Source organism: Desulfonatronum parangueonense, assembly GCF_054656975.1.
The window spans coordinates 1,932,636-1,949,108 of the sequence record NZ_BAAHXH010000003.1; the positions used below are offsets into that span (position 1 = coordinate 1,932,636).

At 54.3% G+C, this 16,473-nt stretch carries 16 protein-coding genes; 14 read left to right on the top strand and 2 right to left on the bottom strand.

The window, feature by feature from the left end:
• Window positions 1–76 precede the first annotated feature (76 nt).
• The 13 genes from ACYQ15_RS08905 (at window position 77) to ACYQ15_RS08965 (ending at window position 13,262) form a co-directional block, all read left to right on the top strand.
• Window positions 77–766: a Jag family protein gene (locus ACYQ15_RS08905; RefSeq protein ID WP_459937165.1), complete on the top strand. Its 690-nt coding sequence runs from the start codon at window positions 77–79 to the stop codon at window positions 764–766.
• Window positions 763–2,151 carry a tRNA uridine-5-carboxymethylaminomethyl(34) synthesis GTPase MnmE gene (mnmE, locus tag ACYQ15_RS08910; RefSeq protein ID WP_459937166.1) on the top strand — a complete coding sequence of 463 codons (1,389 nt, stop codon included), beginning with the start codon at window positions 763–765 and terminating at the stop codon, window positions 2,149–2,151. Before ACYQ15_RS08905 ends, mnmE begins: the two co-directional genes overlap by 4 nt.
• Before the next feature lie 393 nt (window positions 2,152–2,544).
• Window positions 2,545–3,063 (top strand): SoxR reducing system RseC family protein, encoded by a 519-nt coding sequence (locus ACYQ15_RS08915; RefSeq protein ID WP_459937167.1) that lies wholly within the window; start codon window positions 2,545–2,547, stop codon window positions 3,061–3,063.
• 395 nt (window positions 3,064–3,458) lie between these two features.
• Entirely contained in the window at window positions 3,459–5,210 is a 1,752-nt protein-coding gene (gene hmcA / locus ACYQ15_RS08920) for a sulfate respiration complex hexadecaheme cytochrome HmcA (protein ID WP_459937168.1), read from the top strand.
• A gap of 19 nt (window positions 5,211–5,229) precedes the next feature.
• Window positions 5,230–6,294 carry a sulfate respiration complex iron-sulfur protein HmcB gene (gene hmcB, locus ACYQ15_RS08925; protein WP_459937169.1) on the top strand — a complete coding sequence of 355 codons (1,065 nt, stop codon included), beginning with the start codon at window positions 5,230–5,232 and terminating at the stop codon, window positions 6,292–6,294.
• Window positions 6,291–7,463 (top strand): sulfate respiration complex protein HmcC, encoded by a 1,173-nt coding sequence (gene hmcC / locus ACYQ15_RS08930; protein ID WP_459937170.1) that lies wholly within the window; start codon window positions 6,291–6,293, stop codon window positions 7,461–7,463. The genes hmcB and hmcC overlap by 4 nt, the downstream gene beginning before the upstream one ends.
• A gap of 20 nt (window positions 7,464–7,483) precedes the next feature.
• Window positions 7,484–7,654 carry a sulfate respiration complex protein HmcD gene (gene hmcD, locus ACYQ15_RS08935; protein ID WP_459937171.1) on the top strand — a complete coding sequence of 57 codons (171 nt, stop codon included), beginning with the start codon at window positions 7,484–7,486 and terminating at the stop codon, window positions 7,652–7,654.
• Between the two features lie 113 nt (window positions 7,655–7,767).
• Window positions 7,768–8,445, top strand: coding sequence for a sulfate respiration complex protein HmcE (hmcE, locus tag ACYQ15_RS08940; protein WP_459937172.1), 678 nt, complete (start codon window positions 7,768–7,770; stop codon window positions 8,443–8,445).
• Between the two features lie 40 nt (window positions 8,446–8,485).
• Entirely contained in the window at window positions 8,486–9,892 is a 1,407-nt protein-coding gene (hmcF, locus tag ACYQ15_RS08945) for a sulfate respiration complex iron-sulfur protein HmcF (RefSeq protein ID WP_459937173.1), read from the top strand.
• A 349-nt stretch (window positions 9,893–10,241) separates the two neighbouring features.
• Window positions 10,242–10,628 (top strand): cytochrome c3 family protein, encoded by a 387-nt coding sequence (locus ACYQ15_RS08950; protein WP_459937174.1) that lies wholly within the window; start codon window positions 10,242–10,244, stop codon window positions 10,626–10,628.
• A gap of 637 nt (window positions 10,629–11,265) precedes the next feature.
• Window positions 11,266–11,670 carry a CBS domain-containing protein gene (locus tag ACYQ15_RS08955; protein ID WP_459937175.1) on the top strand — a complete coding sequence of 135 codons (405 nt, stop codon included), beginning with the start codon at window positions 11,266–11,268 and terminating at the stop codon, window positions 11,668–11,670.
• On the top strand, window positions 11,660–12,289 hold the full coding sequence (locus ACYQ15_RS08960; protein ID WP_459937176.1) for a TIGR00153 family protein: 630 nt from the start codon (window positions 11,660–11,662) through the stop codon (window positions 12,287–12,289). Before ACYQ15_RS08955 ends, ACYQ15_RS08960 begins: the two co-directional genes overlap by 11 nt.
• 52 nt (window positions 12,290–12,341) lie before the next feature.
• Window positions 12,342–13,262: an inorganic phosphate transporter gene (locus ACYQ15_RS08965; RefSeq protein ID WP_459937177.1), complete on the top strand. Its 921-nt coding sequence runs from the start codon at window positions 12,342–12,344 to the stop codon at window positions 13,260–13,262.
• 314 nt (window positions 13,263–13,576) lie between these two features.
• Here the strand turns inward: ACYQ15_RS08965 and ACYQ15_RS08970 are convergent, their stop codons facing one another.
• Both ACYQ15_RS08970 and ACYQ15_RS08975 read right to left on the bottom strand, forming a co-directional pair.
• Window positions 13,577–14,818, bottom strand: a complete 1,242-nt coding sequence (locus ACYQ15_RS08970) for a (Fe-S)-binding protein (protein ID WP_459937178.1) — start codon at window positions 14,816–14,818, stop codon at window positions 13,577–13,579.
• A 25-nt stretch (window positions 14,819–14,843) separates the two neighbouring features.
• A complete protein-coding gene (locus tag ACYQ15_RS08975) occupies window positions 14,844–15,500 on the bottom strand; it encodes a TmcC family electron transfer complex membrane anchor subunit (protein ID WP_459937179.1) in 657 nt (218 codons plus the stop codon).
• A 348-nt stretch (window positions 15,501–15,848) separates the two neighbouring features.
• Here ACYQ15_RS08975 and ACYQ15_RS08980 point away from each other — a divergent pair, with 348 nt between their 5' ends.
• A complete protein-coding gene (locus ACYQ15_RS08980; protein ID WP_459937180.1) occupies window positions 15,849–16,283 on the top strand; it encodes an RrF2 family transcriptional regulator in 435 nt (144 codons plus the stop codon).
• The last annotated feature ends 190 nt before the right edge of the window (window positions 16,284–16,473 follow it).

Below are 16,473 nucleotides of genomic sequence, written 5' to 3' on the forward strand. Positions count from 1 at the left end.
CCAATGGAGCACCTGCTGCGGCAGCCGGAATGGCACATTCCGGCTGCCGCAGCAGGTAAAGGAGAACAATTGCCGAATGAACGAAGCAAAAGATTTTCAAAACAAAAGTGTTGACGACGCCATCGAGGATGCCTGCACCTTTTTTTCATGTCCCCGTGAGGAGCTGGAAATATCGATCCTCGAGGGCGGCTCCTCGGGAATTTTCGGCCTTGTGGGTGTGCGCAAGGCCAGGATCAAGGCACAGCCCCGGATGCGCATCGGCGAGCTGGAGACGATGATCCGGACCATAACCGAGCGCATTACCTCCGCTATTGTCGACAGTCCCCAGGTCAGGGTCGAACAGCAATCGGACATGATCAAGGCAACCATCGAATCCCAGGGCGACATTGAAACGCTGCTTGGCCGGGACGGTCAGGTACTCGGCGCACTGGAATACATCGTCAACCGGATCATCGCCCGTCGCTGGCCCAACGCGGTACGCATCATGCTCGATGCCGGCGGTTTCAGGGAAAAGCAGGACAATGAACTCGGCATCCTGGCGGTGACCCTGGCGGAGAAGGCCAAAGCCACGGCAACGCCGCAGAGCACCAAGCCTCTCCCCTCCTACCAACGCCGCATTGTCCACCTCGCCCTGCAGCCTATTACGGATATTCACACCAAGAGCAAGGGCGACGGTCCATTGAAGCGGGTGCTGATCATTCCCCGGGCATCGGCCCCGAAAGAACCCATGGAGACTTCCGCCGGCGATCAGCAGCATCCGACATGATCGCCTTTCCCGCGGAAACCATTGCCGCGATTGCCACACCGCCGGGACACGGCGCAGTTGGGATCATTCGAGTCAGCGGGCCATGCGCCAAGAGGATCGTATCCGCGCATTTTTCCTCCTCCCGTGAAACATTCACGGAGCTGCGCCCCTACCGGTTGCATCACGGACACTTCCTGAATGGTTCAGGGCAAATCCTGGACGAGGTACTTGTTGCCTTCATGCCCGGTCCCGGCTCATTTACAGGAGAGGACGTGGTGGAAATAAACTGCCACGGCTCACCTGTCGTTCTGCAAAGCATCTTGGAAACCCTGCTCCAGCATGGCGTTCACCCTGCAAACCCTGGTGAATTTACCCAGCGGGCCTTTCTCAATGGCCGCATGGACCTGACCCAGGCCGAAGCCGTGGCTGAAATCATTTCCGCCGTTTCTCCCACCGCCTCGCTTCTGGCCCAGAACAAATTGTCCGGCGCGCTTGGGCTCTGTCTTCAGCAATTGCGTGCTCGCCTGGAAGAATTGCGTGCTCAGCTCTGTCTGGCCGTGGATTTCCCGGAGGAAGAAGTCGAATGCCTTTCTCCGGAGTCGTTTCTGCTGTCCGTTGAGAAGATCCGGGAACAGCTGGGCATTTTACTGGAAGGTCATGTCCAAAGCCGCATCTGGAACCATGGCGCGCTTTGCGTCCTTTCCGGAGCGGTCAACGCGGGCAAATCCAGTCTGCTCAACCAGCTCCTGGGCCGCCAACGTGCCATTGTCAGCCCGGAACCCGGTACAACCAGGGACTACCTGGAGGAACGAATCACCTTGCATGGCTTGTCCGTTCGGCTCGTGGATGTCGCGGGGTCGCACAAGGAGGCTGGAGCACTGGAACGGGAAGGCATGGCCTTGGCCCGGCAATTTCAAACTGAGGCGGACCTGATTTTGCTTGTGGTGGACATCGCGGCCCAGGACCCGCTTGCCGTATTCAAGGATCATGAGCTGCCCCTCTTTCCTCCCCACAGAACGCTCATCGTGGCCAACAAATGCGACCTGAAGCGCGATCCAAAAACAGAATCCTTTTTTTCCAGTCAGGGGTATGACGTCGTTCCGGTTTCCGCGATAAACGGCGATGGTTTGCAAACGTTGCAAGACTATATCTGGCGGAAATTGACCGCAAACTCCCCGGAGCCGCGGCCGGATGCCTTGACCCTGAACCTGCGTCAAAGCCGGGCCCTGGAACAGGCCGACCTGGAACTGGAACGGCTGCGCGAGGATATCCAGAAAAACGTACCCTACGATCTGCTCGGTGTTCGTCTCGAATCCGCAAGCCTTATGCTCGCCGAAATCACTGGAGAAATTACCTCTGATGAAGTTTTGGAGTCGATTTTTCAACAATTTTGCATTGGCAAATAGTATTGCTGCCTCGCAAACTCCTTTCACCGGCTTCGTAACATCGAACCATTGCTTGAACAAATGTAACTACTCAGCGATACTAATGCTGTTGTCGGGTTTGGCTCGGGTCGTGGTCGGTATCGGTATCCGGCTCAGTCAAACACTGCGAGACCGCAAAATGTAACTGCTCAAAAACTTGTGGCAATCAACGGTTAAATCCAGGGAGCTGCCGCACCCCAGTGCGGCAGCGGTGCAACACACTTGGGACGAAGTTCCGGCTGGAGCGTGGCCCCAATAGCTGAATCACGAAACTTCATTACGGAGAAACTCCTTGCACGGCAACCTCATCGCCGCAAAACCAAGGCAACCAGGACCTCAACCGAGTCGATACATCTGATCCGCTGGTTTGTTTTTGTGAAACCGCAAACTCCACCGACACAGAAGAACATGATGTCCTTCACAGGCAAGGTCCTATCCCGCCACGGGTTGCAGGCCCAAGTGCTGCCGGATTCTTCTGAACAATGCGCCACCTGCTCCTGCGCCTCGCCCTGTGGCAACCAGGAGCTTCCCACTCGAGTCATCGCCGTGCAAAACCCCATTGGCGCGGCAGTCGGCCAGTCTGTACGGGTGGTTGAACAGCAAAAGGCAAAAACAGCAGCTCCCTTCATTCTTTTTTTCATTCCTCTGCTGGGGCTTGCTTGTGGAGTCCTGGCGACAACTTGCTGTTTCTCGCCCTTCACCAACGAAGATTTGAATGTCTTTCTTGGAGCTGCAGCCGGCCTGGCGACGGGATTTGTTCTGGCGAGACGAATCGCTGCCTTTTTCTTCCCTGAGATTCACTCCCTCCCCCTCATCATCGAGATTGTCTCCCCACCGGCAACGCAGCCGATTCCACGGAAGTCAAGCGAAGCCGTAAGTTCCAGCACGCAATAAAAAATCAGTAATTTCATGCTCATATAAAGCATTTCATTGCGCTATATTTTTCACAAGCATGTCGGAACTGCTTGACAATACACGCCGGCTCATCTACCTAGACTTCCTAAAAACCCGCCTACTGATGCGGCTATATTGCTTCCGCACCAGACCTGTTTGCTCTACGGTTTTTCAGAAATACCCTCCAATATAAAGAGGTTATTATATTTTGCCCGCGGCACCACAATCGGTCATATCAATGCATCCAGATTCTGGATGCGTGAAAAATTTCATAAAAGGAGCGTACTGGTGACATGGTGAATGTATAAGTGCCGGTTAATGCGGACACGAGGCAGAGGCAATTCGATTGGCAGCAAGCAACACGCTCAACGTATGTGAAAAAGGGAGCGATTTTCATGGCATACAGGAAATATGTACTGGGATTGTCCGGTTGCCTGTTTGTAGTATTTTGCGTGCTTTTAGTACAAGCCGACGTCATGAGCATGATCAGTTCTTCCGGAAACAATTCCGGCAGAGCGGATCTAATCATGATTCAGGCCATAGCAAAGCAGACGACAAAACAGGCCCAGGCTGTCCCCTTTCTACACGATTTGCACACCGAGGCAGTGGCCGAACAGGACAAGGACTGTAGCGCATGTCACATCAGGAACGATCAGGATGTGATCTCCTTCAAGTACATGCGACTGGAAGATCCTCCTGCAGCGGAGTTAAAAGATCTGTATCACACGAACTGTACAAGCTGTCATGCCGACAATGCCAGGGCAGGCTTGGCGAATCCCGGTCCGCAAATCGGTGAGTGCCGAAAATGCCACGTTGAGCCGAGCGTCACCCAGGAGTGGGTCTCAGGCGGCATGGACAACATGCTGCACTACATCCACTGGAGTTCCGACTTGATTCCCAATGATGAAGGCGAGGAGACCAACTGCGGTCAGTGTCACCATGACTACGATCCGGACAAGGAAGAACTTGTCTACATCAAGTTTGCGGAGGAAGGCTGCCGCTCTTGCCACACCTCGGAGCCGCAAGACCCTGTGAAGTCAAATCTTGCCGAAGCCTTTCACGGCCAGTGCGTAGGATGTCACCTGGACCTGCGGGCAGAGGATGTGGAGCGCAACGGACCGCTTGATTGCGCGTCCTGCCACGGCACGGCCCAGTCCTTGGAATTGCAGGCCAAGCATCAGGAACGGCTTGCTGAAATGGACGGCGTCCTGCCGCGCCTGCCGCGCAACCAGCCCGATGCCGTTCTTCTGACCGCCACGGTGCCCGAAGATAACGACCGCACACGTCCTACCTTGATGTATCCGGTTGCCTTCAATCACGAGCTGCATGAACACCAGACCGATACTTGCCGATCGTGTCACCATGAGACATTGAAAAGCTCCTGCACCGATTGCCACACCCTCCGAGGTACGGAGCAGGGCGGCTACATCACCCTGGAACAGGCAATGCACTCGGCACAAAGCACGTACAGCTGCGTCGGCTGCCACAACGAACTCAAGAATGATCCCAGTTGCGCGGGCTGTCATGCCGCGATGCCGCAGGGTACGGAGCCGCCGGCGGCAAGCTGTGCCGTGTGTCACGTCAATCCTGACGCTTCAAATCGAAACAACAATGAAGAAGCGCGGAATTTTTCGGACTACACGGAAATGCTCATTCCGGCCCAGCCGAATGGCCGCATGCCGCCCCGTGAACCCTTTGCCATCCCAGAGGACAAGGAAGGACGGGCGCTCTTGGCGCAGCAGATTATCGACAAGCGCCCCACGGAGCCGCTGCTGATCCCAGTGGAAGATATTCCGGATGTCGTGATAATTGATGTCTTGGCTGACCAATATCAACCCGCCGAGTTGCCTCACCGCAAGATCGTCCTGAGCATGATGGAGAGAATGCAGGACAATTCCCTCGCGACGGTATTCCATGATACTCCGGTAACCATGTGTCAGGGGTGTCACCATCACAGCCCGCTGTCCGCAACGCCTCCAAGCTGCCAGACATGCCATGACCAGCGTTCACCGATCGGTCGTGTGGGACGGCCTGGCCTTTTGGCTGCCTACCACATCCAGTGCATGTCCTGTCACCAGGAAATGGAGTTGGAAGAGCCAGTGGCTACGGACTGTTACTCCTGCCATAAATCGAAAGATAACGGATAGCCTGTAAGGAGATTGATATATGAAACGCAGATCATTCCTTGGATTGATGGGCGCAGCCGGAGCTGGACTCGCAGCTCCGGCCCCGGCCAAGGCTGCAGTCCGGGACTTCAGTTTTTTTCATGGCACCCCGGGAGTACTTTTCGATGGTACTCGCTGCATCGGTTGCCGGAGATGCGAAATGGCCTGCAACAAGGTCAACAATCTCCCGGAACCCGAGGTACCTTTCGACAACCTTGACGTTCTCAAAACTCCCCGCCGAACCGATGCGACCACCTATACCATCGTCAACAGATTCGACTTGCCTGGTGGTCCGGTCTTTCGGAAAAACCAATGCAATCACTGCATTGAACCGGCCTGTGCATCCTCTTGTTTCGTGGCGGCGTTCCGCAAGCTGCCGGACAGTTCCGTGGCCTACGACGACACCGTATGCGTCGGCTGTCGTTACTGCATGATCGCCTGTCCTTTCGAGATTCCCACCTACGAATACAACAAGGTCCTTACTCCCCGCGTGATGAAGTGCACGCTGTGCGGTCCGCAGATGCGGGCCGGCGAGTTGCGGCTTCCCGGTTGTGTGGACATCTGTCCGGTGGAAGCCATGACCTACGGCCCTCGCGACGAATTGATCCGAATGGCCCGCAGACGTTTCGAATTGTTCCCCGGCAGATATGTGCCCCATGTCTACGGTGAAAACGAGATGGGCGGCACGAGTTGGATGTACATCTCGGGAGTTCCCTTCAGCCAGGTCGGCCTTCGGGAGGATTTGGGAACCAAATCCGCGCCTGAATTGACCTCCGGCGCCCTGGCGGCTGTTCCGATCGTCGTGGGCGTCTGGCCCATCCTTCTGGGCGGCATCTATGCCATCAACAAGCGCAAGGACAAAATCGCCCAACAGGAAAAAGAGGACGAAATCGCGAAAGCTCTGGCCGAGGCCAAAGCCAAAGCGGAGTCCGAAAAAGCCGAGGCTTTGGCGAAAGCCGAAGAATCCGCAAACCGCCGCTTGGAAAATGAAGTGAAAAAGGCCGTCAAGGAAGCACTTGCCGAGAAAGAGCAGGAAAGCAAACCGGAAGAGGAGAGCGGCAAATGAGCAACGTAACCCAAAATGACTCCAAGTCGTACTTTACGCCATTCAACATCGTGACGGGCCTGATCATCATCGCCGGGCTCATCGTCACGGTCATTCGTTTTACCGGCGGTCTAGGCGCGGTCACCAATCTCGACGACAACTATCCCTGGGGCATCTGGATCAGCTTTGACCTGCTCTGCGGTGTTGCTCTGGCAGCCGGCGGCTATACCACCGCCGCGGCCTGCTATATCTTCGGCCTGAAAAGATTCCATACAGCCGTCCGTCCGGCGCTGCTGACCGCCCTGTTAGGCTATATCCTGGTCGTTCTGGCACTGCATTACGACGTTGGTCGCCCCTGGCGTCTGCCCTACCCGCTATTCGTACAGCAAGGCGTCACGTCGCTGCTCTTTGAAGTAGGTTTGTGCGTCTTTTTGTACCTCACGGTCCTGTTCCTCGAATTCCTGCCAGCGGTTTTTGAATGGAAAGGCTGGAAGAAGCTGCGCGAGCCCCTCATCAAACTGACCTTTGTCCTGACCATCTTCGGTGTTGTACTCTCGACCCTGCACCAGTCTTCACTGGGGGCTTTGTATCTCATTGCGCCCATGAAAATTCATCCCCTCTGGTACAGCCCCTATTTGCCGATATTCTTCTTTGTCTCCAGTATTGCGGCCGGCCTTTCCATGGTCATGTTCGAGGGGGCGCTGTCGCATCGTTACCTGCACAGAATGATGGACAACGAGTACAACAAGAATCACGACTACGTGGTACTCAGCTTTGCCAAAGCGTGTTCCTGGGTTCTGTTTGGTTACTTTGCGCTGAAGATGATCGGTGTCGCCTACGACAACAACTGGCATTATTTCTCCACCGGTTATGGCGTCTGGTTTCTCGTGGAACTGCTCTGCTTCGTTGCCTTGCCGGCCTTTCTCTATGCCGTGGCGGCTCGTGAAAGGAACTTCGCGCTTATCAAGTGGACGGCGGTCATCACCGTGCTGGGCATCGTGTTGAACCGGTTCAACGTCTCCCTTGTCGCGTACAACTTTCACTTACCCGCGGAATCACGGTATTTCCCGAGCATCATGGAAATCATCATTTCCATCTTCATCGTTACCGTCGGCCTGGTGGTGTTCCGCTTTGTTTCCTTAAAAATGCCCGTCTTTTTTGAGCATCCGAAATACAAGGCTCTGCACTGAGCTTTCAGGGAGGTTAAGACATGGAATTCAATACGTTGCACGAGTTTTACCTGCATAGCAAAGGGATTACCTACCTGCTGATGGGCGGCATCCTGATCGGCGCTGTCCTCTGGTGGCAGTTTTTGATGGGTGAGAAAACGCCTATTGAAAACCCCCATCGCAAAAGTGAAGGCAACGAGCATGGGCACTAGGCCCCATGGTTTTTTCAATGACGCCGGGTTCGATATCGAACCCGCGTCATTCGCGGCCACAGGCTCGAACTGTCTCATGACCCGCAACAACAGTGATGCTCGAGGAGACGCACATGTATAATTTTTTGACGGGACCAATGGTCTGGATCACCTTCCTGATCGTGGTCGTAGGATTGACCTATCATGTCGTGACGTACATCCGCGGTCTGGACTGGCGTCTGGATCGTGTGGGATACCGGCCGAACATGCAGTATGGTTTGAAGGGCGCGGCCAGATCCATTTTTTTCTGGCTCCTTCCATGGGGATCTCACGGATGGAGGGCAAAGCCTCTGTTTACTCTCCTTTTTTTCGCCTTTCATATTGGCCTGGTCTTCACTCCCATTTTTCTTGAAGCCCACAACATCATGCTCAAGGACAGCTGGGGCATCCGCCTCCCGGCCTTTTCCAGCGGCGTGGCCGATGCTCTTTCCTGGATTGTCGTGGTCGGCGGGATTTTTCTCATTCTTCGTCGCATTGCCTATCCTGAAGTCAGAATCCTCACATCCATGTACGACTACGTCTTGATCATCATCGCAGTGGCGCCATTTTTGACCGGTTTGATTGCCAGGTACAATGTCGGTGATTATCATTTCTGGTTGTTGGTCCACATCATCACAGGCCATATCTTTTTGTTAAGCCTCGTCTTCACCCGCCTCAACCATGCGGTTCTCTTCTTTATGACCCGTGCCCAACTGGGCATGGACTATGGAATCAAGCGCGGTGGGATGAAAGGCTCCCAAATGTCCTGGTAATCACCCAGGCACTCTACAGTTAACATCAGGGAGATAGAATATGCCCGAAGGAATTCTTTGCAACAAACAGCCCATCGTCACCGACGAGCAGTTGAAGCTCACGCTTGGCGACAAGGGCGGCAGACAATACTACGCGGAAATGGAACAACTGGATGTCGACACGGACAAGCTCTGGGCGACTATTCAGAACACGATGAAATCCAGGCTGAAGACCTGGCTCAATATTTGCGCCCGTTGCGGCCTCTGCGCGGACAGTTGTTTTCTTTACGAATGCAACGATCGGAAACCGGAGCAGGTGCCGGCTGCCAAGATCCATGCCACCCTTGGCGAGATCGTCAAAAGGAAAGGCAAGGTTGACAATGCCTTCATGCGCCGATGCATGGACATTGCCTGGAGCTGGTGCACCTGCTGTAATCGGTGCGGCCAGTTCTGTCCTCACGGCATCGACATGGGCGTCATGTTCTCCTATCTGCGGGGACTGCTCTTTTCGCAGGGTTTCGTACCCTGGGAGCTGAAGATCGGATCCGGCATGCACAGGGTGTACAAGGCGCAAATGGACGTGACCACCGAGGACTGGGTCGACACGTGTGAATGGATGGCGGATGAGAACTGCGAGGAATGGCCTGGCCTGGAAATTCCCGTGGACAAGGAAGACGCGGACATCATGTACACCCTCAACGCCCGCGAAGCCAAACACTATCCTGAAGACATCGCGGAGGCGGCCATTTTGTTTCATGTGGCCGGTGAGAACTGGACGGTCCCCTCTGAAGGCTGGGAACAAACTTCGTTGACCCTCTTCGCCGGGGACTGGGAAGGTTGCAAGCAGAACGTCCTGCACGTCTATGATGCCATAGAGCGGCTACGGCCCAAGCGGGTCACGGGCACGGAATGCGGCCACGCCCACCGGGCCACGGTCATCGAAGGACCGTACTGGGCCGGTCGCGAAGACGGCCAGCCTCCCAGGCCCTATATTCACTACGTGGAATGGCTGGCTGAGATGCTGCGCACCGGCAGAATCAAGATTGATCCGGCCAAACTCATCAAGGAACCGGTCACGCTTCAGGATTCCTGCAACTACGTCCGCAACCAGGGTTTGAAAAACATCACCCGCGAAATTATCAGTTATCTCGTGGAGCCCGGCTACTTCGTGGAAATGGCTCCGAACAAGGAATACAATTATTGTTGTGGTGGTGGCGGCGGATTCAACGGTATCGGAAAATATCGGCCCCAGCGCAACATCGCCCTGCTCAAGAAAAGGCAGCAGATCCTGGACACCGGGGCAAAGCTGGTGATCGCGCCCTGCCACAACTGCTGGGACGCCATCCGCGACCTTGAGGAAGAGTATCCCATGGGCATCCGCTGGTCCTTCCTCAAACCGTTGGTGATCAAGATGATGATTGTTCCTGAGCATCTCAAGCCCAAGGAAGAGGAAGGCGAAGAGGAGTAAATCCGGTTTAGCCGCACTAAAGGATGAAACTGTTGAAGATCGTGAGGCAGACCATCGGCTGAACGGAATTCATTTTGCATAAAGGCCTGTCCGCGTGTTTGTCCACGCAGGCAGGCCTTTTTTATAGCTGTAAAAATATGAAATATTTTCTGAAAGCTATTTGAATTGCAATTTTGATTTCAATGACGTTTATCCTCTAGATCATGGCTTGCATCCCTTTACGTTGTCAGCTGTCTACAAGAAATGGAGCAAGCCCTCGCCTACAGGACCATCTTACATCCCTTGGCCGAGTGCATATTCATTCAACGGCTTTCACTCATGAAATCCATCACTAAAAATGGAGAAGTGCATGCATAAAAAAGTTATATTCTTATGTTTCCTTGCAACGATTGTCTTGTTTTCCGGCACTATTGTAGCACAAGAAGATACTTTTTTTATAAAGAGCGAAGCTTTTGAACCACGACAGCGTCCGGGTGTCGAGTTCAACCATCTTTTACACTATGAATCCCTTGAATGCACGGATTGCCATCACGATTATGTTAATGAAGAGAACGTCTGGGACATGTATTCCGGAAAGAATTACTGTTCGGATTGTCATACAGTAGACGGAAACGAGCATGTCATGGGCCTGATGCAGGCATTTCATGTGCAATGCATCGGCTGTCATCAGGAATACCATAGCCGTGGCCTCCATACGGGTTATATCATGTGCGGAGAGTGCCACGCCAGGCGGTGAATAGCGCGAGTGATCGCCGGTTCGAGTAATCGTCGGCTAAGGGTGCCAGCTCCGCCTTCCAATCGCTCTAGGCGCAAGATTCCCACGGTGTTGTGGCGATTCTTGTTTCGGAAACTATGAGCTGTGGTGATCGTTCATCAAGGAAGTTGCCCGGACGCAGATTGCATAGACTTTTGTTATACCTGCGCAAACAGCCGGTTTTACGAGGCCGCCGAGGGAGTTTCGATCCGCTAAAACAGGTTAAACCAACTGTGAGAACAAATCTGCCACGGGATGCTTTCGCGCTTGACTCCCAGGCATATCTCTGGATACGGATATCCAAAGTATCGTGAGTGGTGTCAACAGGGCGCATTTTTAGGAGTAATGCATTCAGGCATAACCGGTAATTGCCAAAAACTTGTGGCAAGCATGCCAGGATGCCCTCTTATCGGGCATGACAAGCTTGACGACGCACGTCGTACCGCAAAGGCGGGAATGCCTGTTGTAAGAGAAGCTTTCTGGTAATGCCCGGACCTTTTGAGCGACACCCTCGACTGTCGCCGAGAACAAACCTACAAGCAACAGAAGTCGACAACATTTGAATAATTAGCCGTCAATTCTGTTACGAAGAAGCAGTTACCTTTCAGGAGGCATTTTTGTGAATGTAAATGATTTCATGACGACACGACTCGAGTCCATAAGCGCCGACGCCAACGTGTACAACGCCCTCGAGCTGATGGTGGATCGGCGCATACGGTCCCTCCTGGTCCTGTTTCCCGGCGGCAACAAGAAAAACGGCGTGATTACGGCACGAGACATTGTTTACAAGGTCCTGGCACCCGGAAAGGATCCCAAGCAGGTGCCCGTATCGGAGATCGCCTCCCGCCCCATCTCTTGCATCAGCAAGGATACTCCCTTGATCCAGGCCGCAGACTTGATGAAAGAGGCCGGAGTGGCTCGTCTCTTCGTCTGCGACAAGGAGGAAATCATCGGCGTCATCTCCATGATGGACTTCATGTCAGCCATGCTCATTCTGCGGGCGCGAGGAGATCATGTTTCTTAAAAAACTTGTCGGCCATGGAGATCTCGAAAAGAACGTGATTCAGGGCATGGCCCGGCACGTCAATTATCTCGCCGCGGGTTGCGATGCCTTTCTTGACGCGATTGAGGGAAAGAACTCCCATGGCATGCTGCTGGTACGGGAAATTGAGCGGGAAGCGGACGTTTTACGTCGGGATATGATTCAATTGATTTACCAAGGGGCCTTTCTTCCCTACCTGCGTCCGGAACTCTCCAGGTACTTTGAAATCGTGGATCAGATCTTTGACTCCCTGGAACATGCCGCGAGTTGTTTTCGGGAGATCCGCTTGCCGGAGACCCTGCGGAAGGATGCTTCCAGGGTTGCCTTCCTGAACCGGCAGATGTGCGACATGTTGGGGATCATCCTTCAGGCAATGGTCGCGGGCGAGGATTTAAAGGAAAAGCTCCTGGCCATCCGGATCTACGAAAAACGGGTTGACGACATGGAGGCGTGGCTGATGAAAGACGCAAGGTCCATCCCCGTGCAGGACTTCTGGGAAGGTCATTTACTCACCGGCTTTCTCTCAAACCTCTGCACCGTGAGTGATCGGATCGAGGACGCCAGCGACCATTTGGGCATCCTTGGCTCGATCTTCAGGTGAACCCTGAGTCTTTGCGTATTCCTCAACCTGACGCAACTCATCGGCAACCTCCATGTGGAAGATTCTTAGCGGCTTCTTTCTGGGCTGGAGCCTCGGGGCCAACGATTCGGCCAACATTTTCGGTACAGCTGTAGCCACCGGAACGGTCACCTATCGAACCGCCATCTGGCTCACCGCAATCTTTGTCATGGTTGGGGCCGTCCTCGAAGGCCCCAAATGCATGCAGGCGTTGACCGAGCTCTCGCAACTCATACCTCTGGACGCATTCATCTGCGCCCTGGCCGCCGGTTTGACCATGGCCGGCCTGACTGTTCTGGGCATGCCGGCGTCCTCCTCTCACGCCATTGTCGGCGCCATCCTTGGTGTAGCCCTGTTCCGCGGTTCGGCAGACTTTTCCGGCCTCACGAAAATTGTCACCTGCTGGGTCCTTACACCCGTCAGCGGGCTTGTCTTCGGGTATATCCTACTTCGGCTGCTCACCCGGCTTTTCAATCACCTCGGCCTGGGCATGGCAATACGCAACAGAATCTACTTTCTCGGAATTATTATTGCCGGCTGTTATGGTGCATACAGCCTGGGCGCGAACAATGTGGCCAACGTCACCGGGGTGTATGTCGGCGCCGGGCTTCTGGACCCCTTCGGGGCCAGCCTCTTTGGGGGGGTGGCCATTGCATCGGGCGTCTTGACTTTCGGCCACAGGGTGATGATGACCGTGGGCAAGGGCATAGCCCCACTTGACCCGCTTACAGCCTTCGTCACCGTGCTTGCCGGGGCCATTACCCTGCACCTCTTCACCCAGGTGGGCATTCCGGTCTCCTCGTCACAGGCCGTTGTGGGGGCCGTTGTGGGGGTTGGCCTTGTGGGCGGAGTGCATACGGTGAAAGGAAGAAACCTTGTCAGGATCGTGCTGGCCTGGGTCGCCACTCCGGTATCAGCGGGCCTCATATCCCTGCTGCTGGTCGTGCTTTTATAGCTAATCAGCGATATATTCGTTCCGCCAACTACGCCTTCTGCAAATCCTCCTCCCCGTACTCATGCTGGCCGCTGCCGTGCTTAACCCGGCCCGGCTCGTTGCTGCCAACCCCAAGCCCTAGCCCATGGCCCGAAAATCCCCGCAGCGCTGGATTTGGAAATTCATGTGCTTCCTGGCTGGTCATGCAGGGCGTAATTTTTCTGCTTCCCTGTCAAAATGGGTCACGATCCAGGAAGCGATGATCTCCTTGTATGCCCTATGTAATCAAACGGTCGAGCTTTCAATGAGATTCCAATGAGTTCAAACAAATTTCATCATCCAGCATCCAAATCCACGGCTTCCGCCAAATACGCGCTGAACAATTCAACCTTTGCATCCAGCTCATACGCCTTGCATGTTTCCTGAATCCCGTCCTCGCAGTTGTGGCAGGCCACGACGACGACTTCCGCCCCAGTGGCCCGGATGCAATCCGCCTTGGCCTTAAGAGCGGCGATCTTGGCCTGCTTGTATTCCGGCATCAGTCCCTGGCCGCCGCCATTGCCGCAGCAGTAAGTGGCGTTGCCGTAGGGATGCATCTCCCGGTAATCCGTCGCCACCATGGACATCAGCTCCCGGGATTGCAGGAACATACCAGCGTTGCGGATGAAGTTGCAGGAGTCCTGAAAGGTGACAGGCGTTTCATGATATCCGGGTTTCAGTTTCAGGGCTCCTGACTGCAGGCAGTCCGCCCAGACCTTGATCGGAGGAGTGGCCACGAAGGTGAATTGCCTGCCCAACCAGTATGGCGCCTCGAACCCGAGGGCCTTCATGGAGTGGCCTCACTCCGCGGTGATCACCGCCTTGACCTTGAGTTTTTCAGCCACCTCCACCACGTTGTTCGCCAGCCGGGAGGCTGCGGCCACATCTCCAGCAAACAGTCCGAGGTTCGTGGAATCCCAGGACTGGGGAGAAATGGTAAAATCCACTCCCGCGGCATTATACAGTTTCAGATAATTGTAGAGATTCTGGGGATAAAACTTGATGTCCCGGGGATGAAAGGTCAGCAGATACCGCGCCCCCACCTTGTTCAGGGGAGCGACGGCCGTGGGCATTTCCTCCTGCAGCTCTTCCAGCTGCCATTCCACGGTTTCCAGGAAGTCATCCTCTGTCACCGCGAGATTGTTCCCGAACTCCAGGGCATTCTGCATGCCCTTGGCCAGACCTGGAGGAGTCATCCCCATGCTGACGGCAACGCCCCGGGCCGCATGTACCAGTGAAGCAATGCCGATGCCGTGGGGACAGTACATCGTGCAGCGCTGGCACATGGTGCACGTTCCGTAACAGACATCACGCAACACCTCGAGCATCTCGCCGTCCACACGTCCGCGTTTACGGTAAAGATCGAGCAAGGGCTTGATCCGGTAGGCAGGAACATGCTCCGGCTTGGGATTGGAGGCATAATAGTGGCACCCCTCGGCGCACATCCCGCACCGTGAGCAGATGGCCAGCCACATTTTCAAACGCGCACCGGCTTTTTCCGCCATAACCCTGGTCAAGGCCTTTGAATCAACGACCATCAACTTTACCATCCAGTATTATCGGTTACCATGGCCCCACCTCCCGCTTTCCGAAATCGCTCCCCGTGGCGGCCCTGGAGACAAAGAAAAGCACCATGTGGGAAAGCTTGGTGAAGGGAATGAGAATCAGCAAGAAATTGGCACTCAGGATGTGCAGGGTCAGCATCACGGGATAATCGCCCCATTGACGATGTGCGGCCAATCCTGTGATCAACGGCAAGGCAACCAGCAGCAAGACCAGAATATCCTTCTTCTCTGTCAATCCTCTGAGCGATGGGTGCAATAGCCGTTTCAAGGCAAAAAACAAAAGGCTGAGCAGAGCAAGTATTGCCAGAACGTCGGCCCATGCATCAGGAATAGAGGGCCACGAAACCCCCCAGCTCATTTCCAGCATGATCACATGAGCCGAAAGAAAAAAGATCACGGTGAACAGGCAGGCGTGCAGGACAAAACCCGCGGCAGTGGACCAGGGGCTGGATTTCGCGGTCCGGTTCAGCGGAAGAAGAAAATGCAGGATCGATGCGAACGCCCAACTGGCGCGAAAGTCAGCCGGAAGACCCTTTCTGGCCAGGGATGCCTTGCGGCGATAATTCATAAGTCTGTAGATGAGACCGAAAGTTAAAACGGCTAAAGCCAGCCAGACCATGGGGCCGGATACAAGATTGTAGATGTCATAAATCATTATTTGGCTCCGCCGCGATCAGCAAATGTTGTCCAAGATTGACTGCAGTTGTCAGCGCGAAGTTTTCGGCTTATTCAAAACAGAGAGGATCTGGGCCGGCTTGCAAAGCTCCGACATGCTCATCCTCAATCAAGTTGCAAGGATTCCGGTTGCACCAGAAAGTCCATAATCAAATCTCCCCGAGGTGTCCATTTTGCGTACTTTACACCTCTTCAGCAAACTTGACTGAATGAAGACGATGCATAGATCATCCGTTACCCAATACCTGCTTGACTACCGCGAGATGTTCCGAGCAAATCATGACCATAAGGTCATGTACACAACAATCTTAATCCGACGGAAAACATCATGAAACTTTCTGCTCGCTCCCGCTATGCCGCCCGAATTCTGCTCGATTTGGCGGAACAAAAAGGCAATTCGCCTGTCTGCGCCTCCTCCATCTCTGAAAACACCGAGATATCGGTTCCGTTCATCGAACAAATTCTGCGTCCGCTCAAAAAAGCCGGTTATATCCAAAGCGTGAGAGGTGCCTATGGAGGACATGTTCTGCTCATGGACCCAGCGACAATCACACTGGGCGATATTGTGCGCACCATGGGAGGAGATATCAATCTCGCCCAGTGCGGCTCTGATCCGACCATATGCACCAGGACCAGCGACTGTCGCACCCGGATTGTCTGGCAGCATCTTTCCAAAGTAATCGAACGGGAACTGGACAACATGACTCTCGCCGACTTGATGCAAGATCCGGAAACACTTCAAGAAAAATTTTCAACTCGCTGACTATTATCTTCCGACTGAAGAAAAAACAAGCATTCGCTCCCATTACTCCCCTTCATCTTTTTGAACATTTGCACATATCTTCAGGCAACTTGACTCGCGTGGTGAATTATTCTAGCGGCTTGTACACTTAATGTCGCTTTTTGGTTTAGGTCTCAGTATCGACCAAGGGCGGCGCTCGATATACTCAATT

Coding starts and splice junctions, on each gene's coding strand:
- hmcE (WP_459937172.1), top strand. CDS start 7,768: ATGTATAATTTTTTGACGGGACCAATGGTCTGGATCACCTTCCTGATC.
- ACYQ15_RS08965 (WP_459937177.1), top strand. CDS start 12,342: ATGTGGAAGATTCTTAGCGGCTTCTTTCTGGGCTGGAGCCTCGGGGCC.
- ACYQ15_RS08975 (WP_459937179.1), bottom strand. CDS start 15,500: ATGATTTATGACATCTACAATCTTGTATCCGGCCCCATGGTCTGGCTG.
- ACYQ15_RS08950 (WP_459937174.1), top strand. CDS start 10,242: ATGCATAAAAAAGTTATATTCTTATGTTTCCTTGCAACGATTGTCTTG.
- hmcA (WP_459937168.1), top strand. CDS start 3,459: ATGGCATACAGGAAATATGTACTGGGATTGTCCGGTTGCCTGTTTGTA.
- hmcF (WP_459937173.1), top strand. CDS start 8,486: ATGCCCGAAGGAATTCTTTGCAACAAACAGCCCATCGTCACCGACGAG.
- hmcD (WP_459937171.1), top strand. CDS start 7,484: ATGGAATTCAATACGTTGCACGAGTTTTACCTGCATAGCAAAGGGATT.
- ACYQ15_RS08980 (WP_459937180.1), top strand. CDS start 15,849: ATGAAACTTTCTGCTCGCTCCCGCTATGCCGCCCGAATTCTGCTCGAT.
- ACYQ15_RS08960 (WP_459937176.1), top strand. CDS start 11,660: ATGTTTCTTAAAAAACTTGTCGGCCATGGAGATCTCGAAAAGAACGTG.
- mnmE (WP_459937166.1), top strand. CDS start 763: ATGATCGCCTTTCCCGCGGAAACCATTGCCGCGATTGCCACACCGCCG.
- ACYQ15_RS08905 (WP_459937165.1), top strand. CDS start 77: ATGAACGAAGCAAAAGATTTTCAAAACAAAAGTGTTGACGACGCCATC.
- hmcC (WP_459937170.1), top strand. CDS start 6,291: ATGAGCAACGTAACCCAAAATGACTCCAAGTCGTACTTTACGCCATTC.
- hmcB (WP_459937169.1), top strand. CDS start 5,230: ATGAAACGCAGATCATTCCTTGGATTGATGGGCGCAGCCGGAGCTGGA.